General features: G+C 39.8%; 24 protein-coding genes. 1 reads left to right on the top strand and 23 read right to left on the bottom strand.

What is annotated here, in order from left to right; translation table 11 throughout:
- Window positions 1-17 precede the first annotated feature (17 nt).
- From K8Q91_00190 to argS, 9 genes are read right to left on the bottom strand one after another with little or no spacing between them, the layout of a single operon-like run.
- The gene (locus K8Q91_00190) at window positions 18-824 is read right to left on the bottom strand and encodes a TatD family hydrolase (protein ID MCE9628414.1); all 807 of its coding nucleotides are present in this window, start codon (window positions 822-824) and stop codon (window positions 18-20) included.
- Between the two features lie 2 nt (window positions 825-826).
- Window positions 827-1279 carry an inorganic diphosphatase gene (locus tag K8Q91_00195; protein MCE9628415.1) on the bottom strand — a complete coding sequence of 151 codons (453 nt, stop codon included), beginning with the start codon at window positions 1277-1279 and terminating at the stop codon, window positions 827-829.
- A gap of 2 nt (window positions 1280-1281) precedes the next feature.
- Entirely contained in the window at window positions 1282-2724 is a 1443-nt protein-coding gene (gene metG, locus K8Q91_00200; GenBank protein ID MCE9628416.1) for a methionine--tRNA ligase, read from the bottom strand.
- 14 nt (window positions 2725-2738) lie between these two features.
- Window positions 2739-3800 carry an AI-2E family transporter gene (locus tag K8Q91_00205; protein ID MCE9628417.1) on the bottom strand — a complete coding sequence of 354 codons (1062 nt, stop codon included), beginning with the start codon at window positions 3798-3800 and terminating at the stop codon, window positions 2739-2741.
- 42 nt (window positions 3801-3842) lie between these two features.
- Window positions 3843-5126, bottom strand: a complete 1284-nt coding sequence (locus K8Q91_00210) for a glycine--tRNA ligase (protein MCE9628418.1) — start codon at window positions 5124-5126, stop codon at window positions 3843-3845.
- A gap of 23 nt (window positions 5127-5149) precedes the next feature.
- The gene (locus K8Q91_00215; GenBank protein ID MCE9628419.1) at window positions 5150-7072 is read right to left on the bottom strand and encodes a hypothetical protein; all 1923 of its coding nucleotides are present in this window, start codon (window positions 7070-7072) and stop codon (window positions 5150-5152) included.
- A 37-nt stretch (window positions 7073-7109) separates the two neighbouring features.
- Window positions 7110-7706: a recombination protein O N-terminal domain-containing protein gene (locus K8Q91_00220; GenBank protein MCE9628420.1), complete on the bottom strand. Its 597-nt coding sequence runs from the start codon at window positions 7704-7706 to the stop codon at window positions 7110-7112.
- A gap of 3 nt (window positions 7707-7709) precedes the next feature.
- Entirely contained in the window at window positions 7710-11183 is a 3474-nt protein-coding gene (locus tag K8Q91_00225) for a class I tRNA ligase family protein (protein ID MCE9628421.1), read from the bottom strand.
- A 3-nt stretch (window positions 11184-11186) separates the two neighbouring features.
- Window positions 11187-12905, bottom strand: a complete 1719-nt coding sequence (gene argS, locus K8Q91_00230; GenBank protein ID MCE9628422.1) for an arginine--tRNA ligase — start codon at window positions 12903-12905, stop codon at window positions 11187-11189.
- 147 nt (window positions 12906-13052) lie between these two features.
- Here argS and K8Q91_00235 point away from each other — a divergent pair, with 147 nt between their 5' ends.
- On the top strand, window positions 13053-13319 hold the full coding sequence (locus tag K8Q91_00235) for a DUF378 domain-containing protein (GenBank protein MCE9628423.1): 267 nt from the start codon (window positions 13053-13055) through the stop codon (window positions 13317-13319).
- 53 nt (window positions 13320-13372) lie between these two features.
- Here K8Q91_00235 and dut read toward each other — a convergent pair whose 3' ends face one another.
- The 14 genes from dut to K8Q91_00305 form a co-directional block, all read right to left on the bottom strand.
- On the bottom strand, window positions 13373-13798 hold the full coding sequence (gene dut / locus K8Q91_00240; GenBank protein ID MCE9628424.1) for a dUTP diphosphatase: 426 nt from the start codon (window positions 13796-13798) through the stop codon (window positions 13373-13375).
- Window positions 13799-13812: 14 nt separating this feature from the next.
- Entirely contained in the window at window positions 13813-14493 is a 681-nt protein-coding gene (locus tag K8Q91_00245) for a thymidylate kinase (protein ID MCE9628425.1), read from the bottom strand.
- 2 nt (window positions 14494-14495) lie between these two features.
- The gene (locus tag K8Q91_00250; GenBank protein ID MCE9628426.1) at window positions 14496-15677 is read right to left on the bottom strand and encodes a serine hydroxymethyltransferase; all 1182 of its coding nucleotides are present in this window, start codon (window positions 15675-15677) and stop codon (window positions 14496-14498) included.
- A 2-nt stretch (window positions 15678-15679) separates the two neighbouring features.
- On the bottom strand, window positions 15680-16969 hold the full coding sequence (locus K8Q91_00255) for an FAD-dependent thymidylate synthase (GenBank protein MCE9628427.1): 1290 nt from the start codon (window positions 16967-16969) through the stop codon (window positions 15680-15682).
- A 2-nt stretch (window positions 16970-16971) separates the two neighbouring features.
- Window positions 16972-17481, bottom strand: coding sequence for a cytidine/deoxycytidylate deaminase family protein (locus K8Q91_00260; GenBank protein MCE9628428.1), 510 nt, complete (start codon window positions 17479-17481; stop codon window positions 16972-16974).
- Window positions 17482-17679: 198 nt separating this feature from the next.
- Window positions 17680-18105 carry a 50S ribosomal protein L11 gene (rplK, locus tag K8Q91_00265; protein ID MCE9628429.1) on the bottom strand — a complete coding sequence of 142 codons (426 nt, stop codon included), beginning with the start codon at window positions 18103-18105 and terminating at the stop codon, window positions 17680-17682.
- Between the two features lie 21 nt (window positions 18106-18126).
- Window positions 18127-18672, bottom strand: coding sequence for a transcription termination/antitermination protein NusG (gene nusG / locus K8Q91_00270; GenBank protein MCE9628430.1), 546 nt, complete (start codon window positions 18670-18672; stop codon window positions 18127-18129).
- A gap of 12 nt (window positions 18673-18684) precedes the next feature.
- Complete coding sequence (gene secE, locus K8Q91_00275) at window positions 18685-18870, bottom strand: preprotein translocase subunit SecE (protein ID MCE9628431.1); 186 nt, start codon at window positions 18868-18870, stop codon at window positions 18685-18687.
- Between the two features lie 399 nt (window positions 18871-19269).
- The gene (locus K8Q91_00280) at window positions 19270-20286 is read right to left on the bottom strand and encodes a bifunctional oligoribonuclease/PAP phosphatase NrnA (protein MCE9628432.1); all 1017 of its coding nucleotides are present in this window, start codon (window positions 20284-20286) and stop codon (window positions 19270-19272) included.
- A 2-nt stretch (window positions 20287-20288) separates the two neighbouring features.
- Window positions 20289-20786: a DUF677 domain-containing protein gene (locus K8Q91_00285; GenBank protein ID MCE9628433.1), complete on the bottom strand. Its 498-nt coding sequence runs from the start codon at window positions 20784-20786 to the stop codon at window positions 20289-20291.
- A gap of 48 nt (window positions 20787-20834) precedes the next feature.
- Window positions 20835-21242: a DoxX family protein gene (locus tag K8Q91_00290; GenBank protein MCE9628434.1), complete on the bottom strand. Its 408-nt coding sequence runs from the start codon at window positions 21240-21242 to the stop codon at window positions 20835-20837.
- 448 nt (window positions 21243-21690) lie between these two features.
- Window positions 21691-22170: a peptide-methionine (S)-S-oxide reductase MsrA gene (gene msrA, locus K8Q91_00295; protein ID MCE9628435.1), complete on the bottom strand. Its 480-nt coding sequence runs from the start codon at window positions 22168-22170 to the stop codon at window positions 21691-21693.
- Between the two features lie 30 nt (window positions 22171-22200).
- On the bottom strand, window positions 22201-22647 hold the full coding sequence (locus K8Q91_00300) for a 23S rRNA (pseudouridine(1915)-N(3))-methyltransferase RlmH (protein ID MCE9628436.1): 447 nt from the start codon (window positions 22645-22647) through the stop codon (window positions 22201-22203).
- 96 nt (window positions 22648-22743) lie between these two features.
- Window positions 22744-23178 (bottom strand): hypothetical protein, encoded by a 435-nt coding sequence (locus K8Q91_00305; GenBank protein MCE9628437.1) that lies wholly within the window; start codon window positions 23176-23178, stop codon window positions 22744-22746.
- Window positions 23179-23191 lie beyond the last annotated feature (13 nt).

Raw genomic sequence — 23191 nt, forward strand, 5'->3', positions numbered from 1 at the left:
GCCAAAAAGTCAAAAAACTAGAGGCCAAATAGGCGCCTGGCGTTGGCTACCAAAGCTTCAGCTACCTGCTGTTCTGGTAAGGCTTTGATTTCAGCTATTTTTTTAACAATTTCCACCACATAGACTGGTTCATTCCTTCGGCCTCGATGAGGCACCGGAGCGACGTACGGACAGTCGGTTTCAGCCATAATCATATCTAAAGGCGTGTTTCTAACCAACTCCTCATATTGCTTAGCAAAAGTCACCACCCCAGTAAAAGAGAGGGTAAAGCCTAAATCTAAAAATTGTTTCCCCTCCTCCCAAGTACCAGCAAAAAAATGGACATTACCCAATACTTTGGCGTCCTCCCTAAGCACAGCCAAAGCGTCACCATAGGCCTCTCTAATATGTAACATTAGAGGTTTATTGATTTCATTAGCCAAAGCTATTTGTTGTTGGAAAACTGGTATTTGGGTCGCCTTGGTTTGCTCCTCCAACCGAAAATAATCCAAACCACACTCACCAATCGCTACGACTTTCGGGTCACTAGCTAATTTTTTATAGATCTCATAATCAAAAATCTCAGCCTCATGAACCACTTGGTCTTTTATTTCATCAGGATCAGCCGGATTGGTCGTACTATGAGTCGGATGTAAGCCTACAATAGCGTAAACCCCTGCTTCATACTGATTGGCCAGATCTACTGCCGATTGCGAGGTTTCTAGCCCGGTACCAACATTAATCATCGCCACCTGAGCTTCCTGTGCTCTTTTAATTACCTCATCTCTGTCACCGTCAAAAGCTGGGAAATTAACGTGCGAATGAATATCAATATAGCGGAACATGACTAAATTTGAGACTTTTTTATTAAAGTTAAAGCTTCAGCCTCATCAACAATTTCAACTATTGGTGATTTGTAACCAAAATAATCTTTTATTATTTTTTGCTCTGTTAAAGGAATGTCTGACCAAGAATTATGGTCACAAAAATCTATTTCTACTGCCAAAATCTTTTCATCTTTATCTTCTCTCTTTATAAGACCAATTGGTTTAATTAATACTTCGTCAGCTGGTTTCAGATCTCTACTAGAAAAAACCAAAACATCTAGTTCTTCCTCGTGCTCACTATCTTCTTCTTTATTTACAGTATCTTTTATAAAACCATAGTGAACCGGCATTATTCCCTCATTAACCGGAATCACATCCTTAATAGGCCCCAAATCGATTAAACCACTCTTGTCATATTTCATATGACGTCTTCGACCATCTCCTTTTGGTATCTCTATATAAGCTTTATACATAATTAATCCTTGCGTAAAAATAAAGGCTGAGCTGGGGCTTTATTTTCTTCAATTAATTGTTGAATGATTTTAGCAGTTTCGGGCATAAGTGGATTTAACATTTGACTAATAGTGTATAAATCAGTAACCAACTCTTCAATAATTTTAACTCCAACCGCTTGATCAGTTTTTACCAATTTAAATGGTTGAGTGTCTTGGATTTTTTTATCGAGCTTAGTGATTATCTCCCAAACCACACTCGCCGCTTTATTGGTGTCGTATTCAGATAAAGCAGTCTGAAAATCAACTGAAGGTAGTGCTGGAACCAAAGCCGGACACTTCATTAAATTAGTTTCAGCCATTTTCATAATTCGTGACACCAAATTACCCAAACCATTAGCCAGATTGGCATTATAAGTGTCTTTAAATCTTTCCATCGTAAAAGGACTATCATCAAAAGAAGAAGTTTCCCTGGTCACAAAATAGCGCAAAGCATCCACTCCGTATTCTGCCACTACATCATAAGGATTAACCACATTACCGATTGACTTAGACATCTTAATCCCCCCTTCGCCAGTATAGAAACCATTTATTACCACCTGATGAGTATTCGGTAGATTGACCGACATCAACATGGCCTGCCACATAGCCGACTGTTGACGCAAATTGTCCTTACCACAATATTGAGTCGGTGTTCCATTGACCCAGAAAGCCTCAAATTGAGCCTGGTTGTCAGGCCAACCTAAGGTGGAGATATAATTAACCAATGCATCGAACCAAACATACATTACTTGGTCTGAATCATCGGGAACAGCTACACCCCAGGGCATTTTAGATTTCAACCGAGAAATAGAAAAGTCTTCTAATCCTCTCTCGACAAAAGCTTTAATTTCATTAAATCTAAAATCAGGTAAAACAAACTTAGGATGTTTAGTATAAAAATCTAACAATGGTTGTTGAAAAGCGGAAAATTTGAAAAAATAGTTTTCTTCATCAATTAACTCAATTGCTCGGCCAGGATGAAGCGGGCACTCCCCTTTATCATCTAGTTCGGAGTCTGTTTTTTCTAATTCACATCCGACACAATATTTAATTTGGTAAGCTTTTTTATAAATAAAACCATTAGCCTGACAACGGCGCCAAAATTCTTGAGCGGTTTTTTCATGCTTGGCATCAGTAGTGCGAACAAAATTAATATCTTCTGAAATACCTAACAACTTGACTAAACCTTTGAATTTTTCAGCATATTCATCGACATACTGCTTTACTTCTTTACCTTCTTTTTGGGCGGCTTGCCATAGTTTGGAACCATGTTCATCAGTACCAGTATTAAAAAAGACTTCATCACCCACTGATTTACGCCACCGAGCGATCACATCAGCCCTAATCAACTCCATAGCAAAACCAACATGCGGTTCAGCATTAACATAAGGCAAAGTGGTGGTGATATAAAACTGTTTAGACATAAAAACTAAACTGGTTATCGAGCTTCATTCATGCGCGCTTTTCTTTTCTCGAAATCGTTGGCTATTTCCATCAAGATGGTAGCCAGTGGTACCGACAAAATAATTCCTAGAAAGCCGGCTATTTTTGCTCCCACCAACAGGGCTAAAATAACAATAATTGGCGATAAACCAACCACCTTTTTAACCACTAGCGGGTAGATCAGATGGTTTTCAAACTGTTGAATGATCACATACAATCCAATCACCATCAAACCAGCGGTGGTATTATCAGTAAAAGCTAATATCACCGCTGGAACAGCGGCTAAGATCGGCCCAAAAACTGGAATCAACTCAAAGAAGGCCGCAATTACCGCCAACACAAAGGCATATTTAACTTGCAAAATAGTGAGTCCTAAAAAGACCAAAACGCCCACAATCAGAGCCAGTACAATTTGCCCTTTCATCCATTGACCAATCTTAATCTGGGACCGGTTCCACAAATCAAGAATATAAGGTTCATTACGATAAGGTACGACTAGTTTAATAAAGTTTTCAATTCCTTTCTCTTGAACTGATAAGTAGAAAGAAATAACTAAAATCAAAATAAAACTAAAAGCTCCACCGAAGACCGTACTAGCAGTCGTAAATAAACCACCAGTAAATTGACCCACCGCCTGTTCAACTGGTTCGATTAAATCTTTTAAAACAAAACTTTTTTCAATCCCCCCTAGAGATAAGACTGGTTCAAAGTTATAACCAACCACGGATGAAGAATCAATTTGTTCTGGAATATTATTAGAAAGATCGGAAACCTCTAAAAAGAGGGGTGGTATGAAGATATACAAAAAACTAAAAACAGCACAAAAAGAAACCACATAAATAGTCAGCACAGCTAATACTCGTGGAAATTTATAATTCATAAACCAACGAGTCGCCGGTTCTACCGCTGAAGCCAGTACCACTGAAGTCAACAAGATCAACACCAAATCAAATAATAAATAACCAAGCAAAATCAAGAAGGCCACAAAAAATACCCGCCAGACAGTACCAGTCGTAATAGTTACTTGGATTGGAGTATTTTTAGAGTCTTGTTCCATTAGCCTTATGTTACTACAGAAACTACCCGACTCGCAATAAGCTTAGGAGTTGAGCTTGGTTATTAGGCCGGCTATGGTCACCCGTTCTTGCTCACCGCTATCACGATGACGAATGGTGACCGTCTCATCTTCAAGGGTATCAAAATCGATAGTCACACAGTAAGGAGTTCCTATCTCATCCTGACGGCGATAACGTTTACCAATATTGCCATTATCATCAAAGACTACTCGGCCAAAATTGGCTTTTAGTTCAGCAAAGATCGTTCGAGCCTTAGCAATTAATTCTGGTTTATTTTTAAGAAGTGGGAAAACAGCCACTAGCACAGGGGCGACACTAGGGGCTAAAGCCAAATAACTTCGAGCCTCTCCATTCATTTCATCTTCTCGATAAGCATCACTCAATACAGCTAGAACTGTTCGATCTACCCCAAAAGACGGTTCAATGACATGTGGAATAAAACGTTCTTTAGACTCTTCATCGTAGTACGACAAGTCAACAGTGGAGTTTTCCGAATGCTTTTTGAGATCGTAGTCGGTTCGATAAGCTAAACCATAAAGCTCCTTGCGACCAAAAGGAAAATCAAATTCAAAATCAATTGTTCTTTCAGAATAATGGGCCCGGTCTTCCGCTGCCACCTCCAACTCATGAACATGTCCAGCCTCCAAGCCAATCTCCGCATTAAAAGCCAAGACTTCCAATCTTAACTCTTCAAAAGCTTTTTGCCAGTCGATCGGCTTAACAAAATATTCAATTTCCATTTGCTCAAACTCTCGAGTTCTAAACACAAAATCCCGAGGCGCTATTTCGTTACGAAAAGCCTTTCCAATCTGAGCCAAACCAAACGGCAATTTGGGATGAAAAGAGTCCAGCACATTTTTGAAGTTCACAAACATCCCCTGAGCTGTTTCTGGTCGTAAATAAGACACTGATGTTTCGTCTTGGACTGCCCCCACATTAGTTTTAAACATCATATTAAAAGCTTTCTCAGCTCCTAAAGCTCCCCCGCAGTCTGGACATTTTTCTTTGTCAGCTAAGTGATCAGCTCTAAAACGTTTTTGACACTTAACACATTCAACCAAGGGGTCAGCAAATCCATCCACGTGACCTGAAGCTTGCCACACATTTTGATTCATCAAAATAGCCGCATCAAAACCATACATATCCTCTCGATCGTCTACAAACCGCTTCCACCACAACCGTTTAATATTATTTTTAAGCGCTACCCCTAAAGGGCCGTAATCCCAAGTCCCAGCCAGGCCACCATAAATTTCCGAGCCCTGGTAAATAAAACCGCGCCTCTTAGCTAAACTAACTATCTTTTCCATCGTTTTCTCTGTATCCATGACTCTTACTCTACCACCAAACCGTCCTTAACTTCAAACCCTGGCTCTGATAACAAACTAGTGTTTAAAGTATTTTTAGTATCTTGTAAAGTATTATTAGTAAAAAGATCAACCCCAGATAATAGGATATTTTTGACTATAACCGCCGGCCGCTGACGATCAGTAAGACTAGGAGTAAGCCCTACTTTGAAGATCACTTCCCTAGGAGCCATTTTAACCCCTGTTCCTGCTACTACCCTACCTAGATCCCACCGCACCTCACTAGTGACCGGGTTATAAGTTACTTTTTCCGACTTGGGAGTTGTTTCTCCGATAAATCTCACCCCTTGAGGCAAGACCACCTTAACATAGGAATCACTAACATCATTTGAGGTGTTCAAAACAGATATATCAATAGAATAAGTGGTCTCTTGATCCACCTTTGGCGGGATTGGACCAGTATTGGTCAGAGGCCCGGTCTGGTGAAGCACTTTGGCTGATAAGCGCAAAATAGAATTCAATTTAATCTTTCGACTAATTTTGGTTTCAATATTTTCAGTTGGAAAGCCCTCAGAAATTCTCGTCCCTCGAATCACCGCATTAAGTTTAATAGTTGGATTAACAATACCAGCCATCGCTTGATCAAACAAAGAGTAAGAGTTGAACGTAAAAGAAGTTTTACCAGACTCAAGCGAAGTTATATCAGCCAACTTAGGTTCAGCCACTTGTGTCCAACTAATCGTTCCATCACTCACTCGATAAAAACCCGTGCCTGGAGAAACACTAGATTTATTAAAAGGCTCTCCCGACAAACTCACTTCTAGCTGATTATTGACCACCTTACTAGCCAAACTATTAATCCAGTTTAAATCAACCCGAATAGTGCCCCCACTGGTCACCACCGGTTCAATAGAAGCACTACCATTAATACTTGTATCCAGAGCAATAAACGGTTGCTTTAGGGTTATAGTCTTAAACACTTCAGTAAATTTTGTTTCAATCGCTCCTTCATCAATAATATCCTGAACTCCAAGTAAAGCCTGAAAAATCTTTACCTCTTGATTAACTCCTGTTAGTCGGCCCTTAATAGTAAAATTCTGCTCACTCCCGGATTTTATCTCACCCAAAACCCAAAAGTTGTTGTCTTTGGTTGGCTCTAAGGTCGAACTGATAAATTCAAATCCTCGGGGATAGCTGATCTGCAAAGCAATCCCCCGCAACACTGATTGAGCGTTAGAAGTAATTTTAACATCTAAGGAAACTTCATGGTCAACTATCGATTCTGGAACAGCTGTAATCGCAATACTAACCGGCGGTGAGCTAATAATTAAATTATATTTGGAATCTTTTTGATAGACCGCATTCGATCCGTAAACTCGATAAGCAATCGAACCAGTCACTTCTCTGGCTTCGTTTTCATTACCAAATAAAGCCGCCGAGACTGACTTGTTGATAGTTTCACCGGGAGCAATACTACCAACTGGTAATTCTACTTTACGTAATGGTACAGTAGCATCACCAGGTTGTTTAGTATCGTTAGGATACTCAACCGTTAAGACCACTTGATCTAGGGCTAATTTATTACGATTAGTTATGATAATTTGAAAATTTGTTTCGTCGCCAGCCTTGGTAGTAGCGGGACCACTAATAGAAAAATCAATATTACGATTGGAGATTAAATTGGCTCCCTGAAAAAACCAAAATCCAGCGACCGCCAGAGTTAAAGCAAAAAAAATAGCCGAGATTAAAGCTAATTTATAGAGAAAGCCTTTTGTAAAACTATCATTATTTGAAGTGATGGCCTGATTGGAATCAGTCCAAACTGGGACCACTTCTTGGTATTTAGGAGATAATTTTGATCGCCTTACTCCCCCAACAGAAACATCTCGATCGTATAATCTTTTCTTTAATTCCTCGATCCGATTAAATTCTTCATTATTAGCGTTCATCTAATAATTATACCATGAGTAGAGTTCGTCAAAAATACTACAGGTGAGTAGCCTTGAGTGAGTTGTTAATAGTCTGAATCATTGGTCGACGGACAGCGTCTAATTTAATTTGAGCTAAGTCTGTCCAAGAGAAATGGTCGATGAAGATCCGTAATTCTGGAATATCAGGAATGTAACCTAAGTGGTGCAGAACTCGCAATAAAGTAACGAGCTCAATGTTTTCTAATTCTAAATGACGCCCTTGATCAACAACCAAACTAATCTGTTTGAACGAGCCTAAAATATCGTCAAACAGAACAGGGTGACTATCCTCACCCTTAACCAACCTTTTGACCACGTTGATAATTTGTCCCACAACCAGTCGAGCGGATTTATGTTTAACAAAAACAGTCGTAAGACCATAATTTTCTACCCCCACCAACCGCCACACTTCCCGACCTCTCACTACACTCAGTCTAATATAACTATACAAAGATAGATGTGGTCTTAATTTAGATTCTGGACGACGATAAGCTTTAACGTGAACAAAAATTAAACCTAAATCTCTCGTAAAAACACCCACTCGAGCATCCCACTCACTGACACTCGTTTTCGAGATCACAACACCATCCGTGTGATATATGTGATGAGCCATAATTTAACGTAAAGCCAAAGAGAAAGATCGACCATCAATCAATAAACTATCAACCCCTGTTATCAGTTCAAACACGATCGATCGAGAGTTGGTTACTCGCAAAATTTCGGTTTGGTACTTTTCTACTAAAATCTGACTGTCTGGATCAGTACTAATTACCACACTAACAATATCAGTTGGTAATAAACCATTACTTTTACGCAATTCTTGAATATGTCGAATCAAATCTCTAACCAAACCTTCTTCTTTTAACTCAGAGGTAATATTTGTATCCAACTGGACAGGTTCGGACAGGGTCTCATCAACCGAAACATTTTTTACATTAACCTCTTCAGCGATCATGACTAAGTAGGCCGGACTTAATGTCTTTTTAATCATCAATTGAGCTAGTGGTTGGCGAACTTTAATTCCCGCTTCAGCTCTCAAGCGCAATCCCTGCTCAACAATAATTCTAGCTTCGGCCATATCAGCAATCACTACTTCATCAAAAGAAGTGGCCACAGGCCAGTCAGTTAGGTGGACACTAATTTGATCTTCGGGATTTTTTAATTTTTGGAAAATATCTTCAGCTATAAACGGTGTAAGCGGGGCCATTATTTTAGCTAAGACAAGTAAGACGTGACTAGTGGTTATTTTGACCAAAGTCCGATCTTTTATATCTTCACTTTTAAACCGATCTCGACTACGACGAATATACCAATTGGACAAGTCATCAATAAAGTCATCAATTGGTCTAACCGCTCGGTCCAATTCATAGTTATCCAGCGCTTTACCCACCTCTAAAGTGACCTGGTTTAGTCGGCTGGTAATCCAAAGATCTAAAATGTTGTCAGATTTTTCAGAACCAATCTTCAGATCTTTATCTGCATACATTTCATAGAAAGAAATTACGTTTTGCAGTCGAGCAATGACTCGCCGACTAGTCTCACTCAGAGTTCGCTCTGAAAAAGCAAACTCCTCCGCTCTAACTGATGGACAACCCAATAAATAAAAGCGTAAAGCATCAGCCCCATATTTATCAATTGTCGGATGAAGGTCTGGATAATTTTTCAATTTCTTACTCATCTTTTGACCGTCTTCCGCCAAAATCAAACCATTCACAATCACATTTTTAAATACCGGTTTATTAAACAAAGCCGTCGACAAAACAGACAGCGAATAAAACCAGCCTCGAGTTTGGTCTAAACCTTCAGCAATAAAATCAGCTGGGAAATTTTGATTAGTCTCAGGATCAAACTGGTTTTTATCTCCAAACGGATAATGCGCTTGGGCGTAAGGCATCGATCCAGACTCAAACCAGCAGTCAAACACATCAGATACTCGAATAAGATTTCCACCACATGAACAGGTCCACTTAAATTCATCAATGTATGGGCGATGAAGATCTAACTCATAATTTTTATTATGAGGATATGACCTAACCACCGCCTCTCTAGCTTCACCAGTTTTGAAATACAAGTCACTCCATTTTTCTATTTTTAATAAGTCGTCAATTGTTTTGAAATTCAAATACTGTTCCGCCAAGAACAGTGGTAAACCATGAGAAACAACCAGGATTGTTTCATTTTCATGACTATTATTAATATCCATGATAGCACCCAACATTCGAGCTGATATTTCATGAATAGTTTCCCCTCCAGGTAAAGCCTTAAAGAAACGTTCATTTCTATTTTTAAACTGGGCATTAAATTCCGCCCAAGGTTTACCATTAAAGCCCCCGGTTTTAAGTTCTCTTATTTTCTCTTCAGTAACAATATCCTCGATTGGAAAACCGATCGTCTCCGCCACCAATTTGGCTGTCTCTTGAGTCCGCACAAATGGTGAGGCAAAGATTTTAGTTATACCTATATCTTTCAAACCACTCGCTGTTTTTGATACCTGACTCCTACCAGTCTCACTTAATTTATTAACTTCAGTTGGATCATCACTAATAACATCTCGAACATTACCACCAGCTTCACCATGGCGCATCAAAATAAATTTATTTCCACGAGTTGGAAGTTTGCTCACCAAATCCTCCACCGAACCAAGGACTTCGCTTTTTTCACAAGAATCACATTTCCAGACCGGCAGTGGTGCTCCCCAAAAACGGGATCGAGAAATAGCCCAATCGCGAGCCCCTTCTAACCATTTACCGAACCTCCCATCTTTAATATGATCGGGAATCCAGTTGATCTGCTGATTATTAGCAATTAGCTTATCTTTAAAATCAGTTACTTTTACAAACCACGACGAGGAGGCGTAGTTGAGAAGTGGTGTATCACAGCGCCAACAGTGAGGATAGGAGTGGACGATTTTTTCTTTGGCAAATAACACCTCTTTGGCGGCTAGTAGTTTAATCACTTCAATATCAGTCGCCTGGTGGTCGTCTTTTGGTTTAGCTTGTTTACCAGCCAGATCAGTCACTTCTAGTTTGAATTCCCCGTTGGTGCCCACATGCTGAATAAAAGGCAGATTGTATTGCTGACCCAACTTCATATCATCTTCACCAAAAGCCGGTGCAATATGGACAATCCCTGTCCCATCTTCAGTTGTCACAAAATCAGCTCCATAAACTTGCCAACCGTTATCACGATTGACTAATTTTTCATCTTTGGAGTAATGATCAAATACTGGTTTATATTTTTTACCAACCAATTTTTCCCCATTAAATTGTTCAACGATTTCATAATCACTCTTCAGGTTTTTTTCAACTAAGTTTTTGGCGAGAATATAAAATTTACCATCCTTAACCACTTTCACATATTCAACTTCTTTGTTAACCGCCAAAGCCACGTTACCAGACAAGGTCCAAGGTGTCGTTGTCCAAGCCAATAAATAGGTCCCTGGTTCATCAACTAGTTCAAATTTTACTGTCACTGAGATATCAGTAATGTCTTTATAGCCCTGATTAACTTCAAAGTTAGATAAAGTAGTCTCACAACGCGGACACAATTGCATTGACTTAAACCCTTGGTAAATCAAATTTTTGTCATGGAGAATTTTAAAAATCCACCAAATTGATTCGGTGTAAGTAGGATTCATAGTTTTATAATCATTCTCCATGTCCACCCAGCGACCCATGCGGTAAATAACCTCTTTCCAATCAGAAGCATAACGAAGCACACTCGCTCGAGCGGCTTCGTTAAAAACATCGATTCCTAAAGTCTCAATGTCTTTTTTAACTTTTAACCCCAACTCTTTCTCAACCACATTCTCAACCGGTAAGCCATGACAGTCCCAACCCCAGCGTCTAAAGACCCGCTTCCCTTTCATGGTTTGATAGCGAGGAATAGCATCTTTAATCGAGGTTGGCAATAAGTGACCAAAGTGGGGCAAGCCATTGGCAAATGGCGGACCATCATAAAAAACAAAATCCCCCGCTTTACCCGGCCGACTTTCGGTCTGTTCAAAAATTTTATTGGTACGCCAAAACTCCAGAATTTCTTCTTCACGTTTGGCGACATTACTTTTTGTTTCTTTTTCTGGTTCAGCCATAGGTTACATCTTATCGGGTGCTACTATTCCGAGCAAGTACAGACCATTCTTCATCACAATCGAGAAACTTTCAGTCAAAGCTACTTTATAACCCGACTCCAAATCATTAGCGTCAACGATTTTATTTTGAGCGTAAAAGTTATTGAAGCTAGCAGCCAGTTCTAACAAATAGGTCACAATATAGTGTGGAGAGAATTCTTTGCCGGCTCGTTCCACCACTTCTGGAAAACGATAAAGTAACTTTTCTAACACATAAATTTCCTCCACTGTTTTCTTGGTTGTTTTTTCAATACCAGCCTTATTGGCTTTGTCTAAAATAGATTTAGCTCTCGTGTAAGCGTATTGCAAATAAGGACCAGAATCACCTTCAAACGAGATCGATTTGTCAAAATCAAAAATCACGTCTTTTCCAGGTGCCTGACGCAAGATGGAGAATTTGATAGCCCCAACCGCTACCGCCTCGACCACCTGGGCTTTGGTCGCCTGATCATAGTCACGATCTTTAATTTTATCAGCTACCATCTTTTTTATATCTTCAATTATCGAGACAGCTGTAATCACGTCACCGGTCCGTGAAGACATCTTACCAGACGGCAATCGCAACATACCATGAGACAAGTGAACCGTTTTCTCTGCTAGTTGAGGAAAAACCAACTCCATAGCCTTTAAAACTACTTTGAAGTAGTCATTGACCTCATTGCCGGTTATCACAACCGATAAATCATAAGGATAGTCTTCATATTTTATATGAGCTAAACCAAGTTCCTTAGCTTCATAAGTTGGCAAACCTTCTGAGTTTATAAAAACCCGAGTATGCAAACCAAAGTCTTCGCCTGGGAAAATAATCGCCCCATCGCTTTGTTTAAAAATATCCTTCTTGAGGGAATCCATTACTATCTTCTGACCAAAGTCCCCGGTCGCACTCTCAAAAAAGAAGTGGTCAAACTTAGTACCAAGTATTTTGTAAATCGAATTAAAGTAGTCTAGACTCCAGTTTTTACCGGTATCATAATAGTAATTAGTTGAATTATTATTCCTTAAATAAATTTCTTTATTCAGCTCAATTATTAATTGCTTCACCTCTGGATTAGATTCATATTCTTTAGCTCCAAAACTATAAGCGCGACCCAAAAAGTTAGCACGGGTCGTTTCGTCACCCAGTAATTTAACTTTCCAAAAATCAAACTTCTGATGTTGTAAACCATAAACCGCTTTCGCAATATGCAAACCTACATCACCTTGATAACAAGCTCGGTGCAACTCTGCTCCACTGTAGCCAATAACCCTAGAAATAGATTCACCAATAATATTAGACATCAAGTGACCCAAATGAAATTCTTTAAACGGATTAGGGTCTGTATATTCAACAATTACTTTTTTATTTTTTAAATTATTGTTAGCTCCGTAACTAGCCCCATTTTTACCAATCATCTCCAGACTATCACCAAAAAAACTAGGAGCTAGGTAGAAATTAATAAAGCCAAAACCAGCAATCTCCACTTTTTCTAATCCCGCTATTGGTTGTTTATTGAAGGCCGCCACAATCGCCCGAGCCACTTCCAAAGGACTCATCTCCAGCTTTTTACCATAAACCAGGGCAACATTGGTCGAATAGTCACCATGAGATAAGTCGCCTGGATGTTCTAAGACTACCTGAGGTCTTTTAACCCCAAGCTCTTTAAGTGCCTCCCCAATAATTCGGTTAATATCGTTAGTTACCATAGCCTATTTGGCTATCATAACATAAAAGGCCCCTAGGGAAAGCAGTTTATTTATGACCGTAAATTAGCCTCATAGCCCAATCTAGACTCAAGTGATATAGTTTAATTATTAATAAAGGTCTTAGTTATTTAAATAAATAAGCTATATATGAAAAATAAATGTAACCTCGCTTTAGTTGGTTGGATTTTGTTAGCTATCGGTGGTCTAAACTGGGGCTTAGTTGGTATTAGTTATTTTGTTGAACGAAATTTAAATTTAGTAAACTTGCTGTTTGGCAAAATACCGACCCTAGAAGCAACTGTTTATATTGTCGTTGGTCTAGCTGCTATCGCTTCATTCCTACATTGTAAATGTAAAAAATGTCAGAATTGTTCTTGCTCTGACTCGAACTGCAATCACTGTAAAGTTCAGTAATCAACCAAAAAAACACCCCTCAATTGAGGGGTGTTTTTTTGGTTGAGGGCAAATTAAGCTCTCCCTGTACTACCAAACCGTCCATCTCCCCGACTCGATTCTGACATTTCCTCAACCTCTTCCAGGGTGGCAATCTCAACCGGCATAACAACCAGTTGAGCAATTTTATCTCCTTTCTCAATCACATAAGGCTCTTGACCTAAGTTAATTAAATTAACATTGTACTCCCCTCGATAGCCTGCGTCATAAACTCCACCCATGGTATGAATACCGCCATTTTTTGGCAAACTTCCTTTATCTTTAACTAGGACCGCAAAGCCATTTGGAAACTCCAAAGCAAAACCAAGAAAAAATATTCTTCTTTCTCCAGGCTGTAATTCATATCTTTCAAGGGAAAATAAATCTAAACCAACATCGCCAGGATGAGCATAAGAAGGCAATTTAGCTTCTGGGTTAAGTTTCTTGATTTTTAAATTCATATTTATATCTAAATTTAACTAAGTAATTTTTTAATCACAATTGAAATCTGTTCATGAATATCTGGTATAGGTTTAGGCCTATCCCCATCAGCGCAATCAATTACAGTCCAACCATATTGTTTGGCGACCTCTAAATAAGCTTGTGAGGCTTTTTCTAAGTGCTGGAGATCGGCTTCATGAATATCTCTTTTTTTACCTTGAGTGTACTCTCTAGCCGACTTCTGATCGACTAATTTTTGACCTACAGCTGGTGGCATAAACAAAATAATCACCGCATCTGGTTTTGGAATATTAAGCATTCCAAACTCTAAATCTAATAACCAGGTCAGGAATTTTTGACGCTCAACCGGATCGGCAATTTTACCAGCCTGATGCCCAATATTAGAGGAGACATAACGATTAGCGATCACCACCCACCCTTCAGCCAACCACTGTCTGATCTCGGTCGCTTTATCAAAGCGATCTAAAGCATAAAACAATGAGGCCTTATAAGGTCCAACTTCATCCGCTGATCCATATTCACCGCGTAAATATTTTTCAACAAACCAAGCACTGCCATTACCATATTGAGGAAAATCAACCATTTTCACTTTCCGCCCCTCAGTTGCCAGACGTTCGATGATTAAAGCTGTCTGGGTCCCCTTACCTGAGCCATCCGTACCATCAATGACAATAAAAATACCTTGCTTAATCATGCCTAATTAATCAGTTTTTTAATTACCCGGTCTATTCGATCAGCTATTTTGACCATATCTGATTCTTTTTTACCTCTAGTAGTTTCAGCTGCCGTACCTAGACGAATACCTGAAGGATCTACTGGCGAGCGACTATCAAATGGAATGGTATTTTTATTAACAATAATCCCCACCTTCTCTAGAGCTTCACTCGCCGCTTTTCCGCCCACCCCTTTACCGTCCAACCAAGTGTCAACCAAAAGTAGATGACTATCAGTTCCACCAGAAATTAATCGCCAGCCCTTTTTCTTAAGAGCTTCACCTAGAGCTTTAGCATTTTTCACTACTTGTTTAGCATATTTTTTATAGGCCTCACTTTGAGCTTCAAGCAAAGTAACAGCCACAGCTGCTATCTGATTCAGGTGTGGTCCACCTTGTAAGCCTGGAAATACCGCTTTATCTATTTTTTTATATAAATCCCGGTCATCAATCAGAGAAAAGATCAGGGCACTCCGTGGACCTCGCAAGGTCTTGTGCGTGGTCGTAGTGACCACATCAGCATACGGAAAAGGACTTGGATAAACTCCACCAGCTACCAAACCAGCAATATGAGACATATCCACCATCAGCAAAGATTCTCCAGCATCAGCTATCTCTCTAAATTTTTTCCAATTGATATTTCGTGGATAAGCAGTAAAACCAGCTACGATAATTGTCGGCTTTTCTTTGATTGCTATTTTCTTTAATTCTTCATAATCAATAACTTCCGTTTCCTTAGATACACCATACGGCACCTGAACCCAAGCCTTACCTGTCATTGATACCTTATAGCCATGAGTTAAGTGTCCTCCATGGTCAAGCGACATCCCCATTATTTTACCGCCCAGTGGCACCAAACCAAGGTAGACCGCCAAGTTCGCTGGAGAGCCAGACAAAGCTTGAACGTTAACATGCCATTTTTTAGCACTTAATTTAAATAACTTAAGAGCTCGATCCTTACAGATATTTTCAATCTGATCCACAATTTCATTGCCTCCATAATAACGCAACCCAGAATATCCCTCAGCATACTTATTAGTTAACTCCGAACCCAAGGCTTTAAGCACGTCAGCTGAAACATAATTCTCTGACGCAATTAAATTAACTACTTTCTTCTGACGTTTTTTTTCTATGTCTATTAATTTAGTGATTTGTTTATCTTTCATAATTATTTTTCTTTAATATCACTTAAACCTCGACGAACATCCCAACTATCCAATTCTAAATCTGAATACAAAACTAGATCAGGAAACAGGGTTTTCAATCCATAATGCATTTGGTGAGCAATTTTTCTTAGAGTTGGGTGAACCAGTTTACCTGATCGCAACTCTACTGTATAAACGGTCGCCGGCAAGCCATAAGTAACTTTACATGGCGTATTGAAACCCATCGCCACGTAATATTGTTTTATCTCATCAGTAGCCGACAAAGACTGAATCGCTTCTGTCTGATTTTTAATTAAAGTCAAAGCCTCTAACATTAAGTCATCCGGTAACTGATTTAAGTACCAATCATTAAAACCACACTGCGGGGTCAATAGCGGCATCCGGCAAACACCATTACGATGGCGTTGAATGTCTCTGAACGAACCAAAGTCCATCAAAAATTCAAAAGTAATAGTTCCTAATTCCGTCAAAAAATGAGGCAGGTTAGTTTTGATTGGCCGTTTAGCCAATATCTCTTTGTATTGACTCAAGCTGGAAGCATCAATAGTGGTTGAATAAATAAAATTAGGATTACAAACTTTAGGATTATAAAAAGTAAAATTTTCAACTAAATACTGACGATAATTTTCCTGCCCTTCATAATTCTTGTGCGAGAAACTGTTTGGGTATTTTTCAGATAAAGCCTGGTGAATACTCTCGGCCACCGCCCTAACTTCCGGTAATGGATTATAACGCATTAAAGCTAGTTTATCGGCCGCCTGACGTAAGTTGGTATGCCATGACAATTGAGTTGTTGATCCTGCTGGTAAAAACGAACGCAAGATATCAAAAGAACGAGCAGTAATAGCTTTCAAATACACATTTTCATCTTCTTCTGGCCGACGCGGATAGCGTTTTTGTAAGTAAGCAATCAACGGCTCTTTACTCTTACTATAAAAATCTATCCAATTCTGAATAATTTTTTTAGATTCTGGTGTACCTAGAGGATCAACTATTTCTTGTTGAGCAAAATCAATATAGCGAGAACTAGTTTCTTGGCCAGAGTAAAGAGGCCAGTCTTGAACAGCTTTTGCCACCAACATACTTACTCCTTCAATAAAAACCGTCGTACTACCGCAATCCGCAATACTGGCATGACCATAGCCAACATAAAATTTCTCCATAAACTTACCTGAACCCGTTTTCTTAACCTTCTCCGCATGTTCCACCACACTCTCAGCACTCCGAGAGTATAACGCTTGCATCATCGCAATATCTTCTGGATTAAATTCATCGTAGACAAAAGTTTTCATAATTATTTCATATTATCGTAAACTTCTAATTCATTATTCAAAAGCTCATACTCCACACCAGCGTCTTTAAAAATTTCTTTACTCCGACCGCCACGATGATAATCCTTCAAAGCTACTACTCGCTTAATTCCAGCATTGATCACGATCTTGGCACAAATATAACAAGGGGTCATGTGACAATAAACCGTCGCCCCATCCAAACTAACTCCGACTCGAGCCGCTTGAGCGATCGCGTTTTGTTCGGCGTGAGTTGTCCGCACACAATGCAATGACTGGGTACCATCATCGTTTAAAACCGTACTCAGCTCATGACCAACTTCATCACAATGAGCCACCCCAGCTGGAGCACCCACATAACCAGTCGTTAAAATTCGTTTGTCTCTTACAATTACACAGCCAGACCGACCTCGATCACAAGTCGCTCGACTGCCAACCAACTCAGCAATACTCATAAAATATTCGTCCCAAGACGGGCGACGATAAGACTCTTTGACCTGTTTATCTTCAGTCATATTGGTCATTATACTCCTCCCACTCAAAACACCCAGACTTGTTTTGAGACTTTATTTGTTTTCTAAAATACCACCCTCCCCCAGAAAGCCTTGCTGCCAAAAGTCTGAACCAGTCCAATTAAGATACCTAGTCATTTTTTCCGAATGTGGATAACAAAAACCCCCAAAGCTTACGCTTTGGGGGTTTTCAAGATTTATTTAATCAATCACATCTACACCCATTGACCGAGCGGTCCCCATAACAGTCTTGATAGCTGTTTCTAATGAAGCAGCGTTCAGATCAGGCATCTTTCGTTCAGCAATTTCCTTAATTTTAGCTTTAGTGATTTTACCAATCTTACTAGTATTTGGCTTACCAGAACCTTTCTCTACCCCAATCGCTCGCATAATCAAGTTCGCTACCGGTGGAGTTTTAAGCACAAAATCATAACTACGATCTTCGTAAACTGAGATAATAACCGGGATAACGTCTCCCACCATTTCAGCAGTAGCTGCGTTAAACTTCTGAACGAAGTCGCCAATGTTAACCCCGGCTTGACCGAGAACTGGACCAACTGGTGGTGCTGGATTAGCTTTACCGGCCGGAATCTGTAATTTAACTTGTTTTACAATCTTTTTTGCCATATTAGTGGTTTATAGACTACCTTAAATCTTCTTAACCTGCAAGAAGTCTAGTTCGACTGGAGTTTCGCGTCCAAACATAGACACCAATACCCTGACCTTACCTCTTTCATTGTCGATCTCACTAACCTTTCCTTCAAACTCTTTAAACGGACCATCCACAATAGTGATAGATTCCCCAACCACTAGATCAATAGCGTGCTTAGCTGAATCGTCACCCATTCGACGGAATAGCTCATCAACCTCTTTCTTTTCTAGTGGTACCGGCACAGTTCCCGCTCCAATAAAACCAGTTACTCGAGGTGTATTTCGAACCACATACCAAGAATCATCAGTAACAATCATATCTACCAAAACATAACCAGGATAAATTTTCTCTTCAATGGTCACTCTCTTGCCACCTTTAATTTTAACTTTGTTTTCACTAGGAACTAAAACATTAAAAATCTTATCTTCCATCCCTAAAGATTCAATACGTTGTTTCAAATTCCGAGCTACAGCATTCTCATAACCTGAATAAGTATGAATAGCATACCAATTACGTCCTTGATCTAATTCTTGTTTAGCCATAGATATTATTTTTTAGCCTAAAATGACCGCTCGTAATATTAAATTAAAAATAAAATCAAACAAACCAAGGTAAGCTCCAGCCAAAATAGAGGTGATAATCACTACCACTGTAAAAATAACCGTATCTCTACGAGTCGGCCAGTTAACGTGACGCAATTCACTTCGAGTACCCTTAATATATTCTGAAAGCCAAGACATAATATTTGTTGTAAATTAAAACGCCCCGCAGGGCTCTTGCCATATTACCCCGCTAAAGGAGAAATGTCAACCAAACAAGGGCCTCAAAATAACAAAACTCGGGGGTGCCAGAGGACACACCCGAGTCACACACGAGACCACAGCCTACCGATGACACACCAGCTGTTGATGCTGTTGACGATCATACGCCACCGCACCAGAAACATTGATGGTTGTCGGTTTAGCAGGATCGCCTTCCAGTTTCAACCCCCGGAGGGCCGCCCGATAAAAAAGAATATCGGGCCAAGAGCCCTCGAACAAAATACCTGGCCAATTTGAAAAGATAACCGATTCCGTTTCCGTTTTCACAGGCACCTCCCGTTTGTTCAATCCAGCCTTTAGAAAACCATATTATAAAATTTAACGCAACTCCGGATAGACAGTGTAAATAGCTTCTACCACTTTTTGTTTAGCTTCTTCGTTGGTGCCTTGAATCAAGGCCCCTGCTGCCGGTTTGTGGCCACCGCCCCCCAACAAGGAGGCTATTTTTGATACATCAAAACCACTTCTTTCTTTAACGCGAAAACTAATCCGGTTAAAACCTTCTTCCTTTTCAATTATTGAGATGCCAATATTCCAGCCTTTCACTGTAATCAAAGTGTTAGGCAAACCTTGGTTTTTAATATTCTCTTCTTTAATTTCGTGCTGTTTTAATAGGCTATAAGGAATACTAATAATTGCCACTTGATCATGGCCAAACAATTCAATATGTTCAAAAGCCATCGCCTTAAAATATAATTGCTCTGGTTCTAACTGATCACTAATAGCCGAGATAATAGCTGTAAAATCGGGATAAATTTCCACTAGCTTGGCCGCTATTTCAAAAGTTCGACTAGTGGTCGCCCTAAACCGAAAACCACCAGTGTCATAGTACATCCCCACCAACAAACAAATCGCTATATCTGGCGTAATGTTTATTTGTAACTCTTCAAACAAATCATACAAAACTTGAGCTGTCGCTGGATAACCAGGCTCTATTAAATTAATCTGACCATAACCAGTATTGGTCGCGTGGTGGTCAATCACAATAGTTTTTAAATGATCAGGGAAAACTACCTCTTGTAGTCTGGTCACCATAACTGGTGCACCACTATCGAGAATAATAAATAGATCAAATTGACTTAAATCCATTTCGCCAAAATTCTTATCAACTATCTCAGCCCAGCCAGGCAAGACAGATAGGTTTTCTGGTTTAGGAGAATCTCCACCAATCACCACCACTTCTTTACCTATCCCTCTAAGGGCGTGATACACAGCCAAAGAACTGCCCACACTATCGGGATCGGGACTAGGGTGACAATGCAACAAGATTCGTTCCGAGTTATCTATCGCCTCTTTGATTTGCGGAGTTAGTTGTGGAATGATAACGCTTTTCATTTTTATTGTTTTCTTAAATCTTCAATGTTTTTAGTTAGGATTTCGATTTGTTTCTTAATCGTCTCCAAAGTCGCCACCGTCATATCTTCAATCTCATCATCCTGTTTTTCTATTTCATCCACATCTTGTTGAATCTCGTCAACATTGTGTTGAATTTCATCCACATCTTGTTGCATCTCATCAACATCTTCTTGAATAGTATCAACTCCTGCTTGAATCTCCTCAATATCTTCTTCTACTTCTTCCAAACTAGCCGTGTTTCGATTAACAGTCATTTGAATGAAGATGGCTAAATAAATCGCCTCCAAAGAAACAATGGTCGTTAACACTAGTAACACCCGATCCCAATTAACACCTAGCAAGCCCAATAAAAAAGCTGAAATAAACAAGGCAGTATGAACAGCTAAGGATTCGGTTGAACCAATCCAGGCAGTCGCTTTGGTGGAAATTTTTTCCAAATTAAACCTTTTATTCTTTTTTGATTTTCTTTTTTTAGACATTGCCGTCAAATATACTCACCAGTAGGAGTCCAGTATTATCAATTAGTATTACTTTCCTTTGTTAACAAATTTTTCGAGAGTGTAACGACCAGCGCCAGCACAGATAACTCCAATAGAAGCCAACAACAAAACTAAATCCAACTCATAACCACCATTACCATAACCCATTCCCCCTTTAATTTTAGTGATCGCCCCCACCATAATAAACACAAAAAGCACCGCCACTGTCTGAGTAGCCACTCCTGCAATCATCAGCAAGCCACCCACCAACTCAATTATAGCCACCGACCAAGCCAACCAAGCTGGTAAATTGATTGAAGCAAAAAAAGCGACCGTTGCCCCCATATTCATAAGTTTAGTTGCTCCGTGATACACAAAAGGGATACCAACCGTTAGACGTAGAGCCAACAAACCTAAAGCGGGATTGTCAGTATAACTTTGAATGCGTTTCAACATAGGAAAGAAAATAAATTTAGTAATTACTAATTATAATAACACTTTATAGATTCAAACTCCAAAGGCGGGACTTAAAAAGCCCCGCCAACCTTACTCGCACCAAAGAACTATGTCCGTCTTTTTTTATTAAACATTGCCATGTCTACAGCAATATTTACAGCCTCCCAAGATTTTATTTTATTGGACTCCAAATGCCGACGGTAATGTTGAGAATACAACTCCCTCCTAATCAACTGCCCGCACAAGTTACAAAGAAAACAACACGGCTCTGCCCAGTGCAGACAGTTTGGTCGGTCAGAAAACCTGTGACAACAGCAGTCACACACCTCCTCCGGTAAACAATCAAACACTAACAAGCGCCCTTCATAATGAGTGGTACACATAAAAAAATCCTCCCATTTCTCTTCCTTTATTTAGAATACGCCCAACCAAACACCTAAGTCAAATACTAGTGGCAAACATTTAAACCTCTCTTCATTAAATACTTCTGGTGATAGTCTTCGGCCGGATAAAAAATTTCAGCTGGTAAAATTTGAGTGGCTACGCGATCGGCCAGCTTTCCCGATTCATCTAACCCTTGTTTCGATTGTTCAGCCAAATCCCGTTGCTCTGAAGTATGGTAAAAAATAACTGAGCGATATTGCGTTCCAGTATCCGGACCCTGACGATCAATTTGGGTCGGGTCATGGTTCTCCCAAAAAACTTTTAGTAAACTCTCGTACTTAATCTTGGTTGGATCATAGGTAAGATGCACCACTTCAACATGACCAGTCTCATCGGTACACACTTCTTCATAAGTCGGATTAATCTTATCACCACCCATATAGCCCACAGCGGTCTCGATGACTCCTGTCAAAGTTCTGAAGGTTTCCTCCACCCCCCAAAAACAACCAGCCCCAAAAGTCGCTTGTTGTAAGTTTTGTTCCATTAGTTAATTATACCACCCTGGTCAATAACCCTATCCAGCGTGATGATAGCCCTCGCCTTTGATTATAGTGAGTGATCGATAGACTTGCTCGGCCACAATTAGACGAACAATCTGGTGCGGGAAAGTTAGTTTACCTAATGACCATACAATCTGACCTTTCTCTTTTACTTTCTTATCAAAACCATAAGCCCCACCAATTATAAAAACCAGGCGTTTATCACTTGACCCCATTCTTTCGTTCACTAATTCAGCTAATTTCTCTGACGAATAATTTATCCCTTCGTCGTCGAGTAATATACAAAAGTCGCCAGGCGCTAAAATAGACAAAATTTTTGAGCCTTCAGTTTTAGGATCGCTAGTGGGAATAATTTTCCAGTCAATCTGTGAATAATTTTTTATCCGTTTGGTATATTGTTCAATTCCCTCTCGAATAATGTCGTCGTGTTTCTTGCCGATCGTGATAATTAGAATCTTCATGCCGAATATTATAACAAACTTTGTTTGGGTGAAGTACAAAAAAAACAGAAACCCCACCAGACCGAGAGAGCGGGGCTCTGTTTGGTCTGGTGGGGACTAAGTTTGACTTGGTGTAGTAATTTGTTCACTTAGAAAAAAGAACTCCTCCGGAACTTCGAAAATTACGCACCTGGCCTTACCTATGGAACCCAACCCCTGCAACCAGGCTTCGCCTGTGAGCCACTGATAGTCTTCAAGCCGTTTGAAACGGTAGGTGACAAGTCGTGGCACACGTTCACACTGGGCCTCAAACTCAAGGGTGCCCGAATCGAGGTCCAAGAGGACTTTTTCGATAAAACAGACACCTCTCTCTTCACGCAATCTACCGGTAATGGCACCCTCAGCACAAACTTCCAGGAGTCCACTGAAGTGATTACCCGCCAAATCAGGGTCAAGGATGTTACGCGGCCCCCCTTGACCTGAGTTGGCCAGATCGATTTTTAATGCCCCAGGAACGAGAAAACCTTTCAAAAAGAAATATCGATTACCCAAATTTATCACCCCC

Source organism: Candidatus Vogelbacteria bacterium (genome assembly GCA_021414225.1).
In the GTDB taxonomy this organism is placed as follows: domain Bacteria; phylum Patescibacteriota; class Minisyncoccia; order Phycocordibacterales; family XYD1-FULL-46-19; genus JAIOOX01.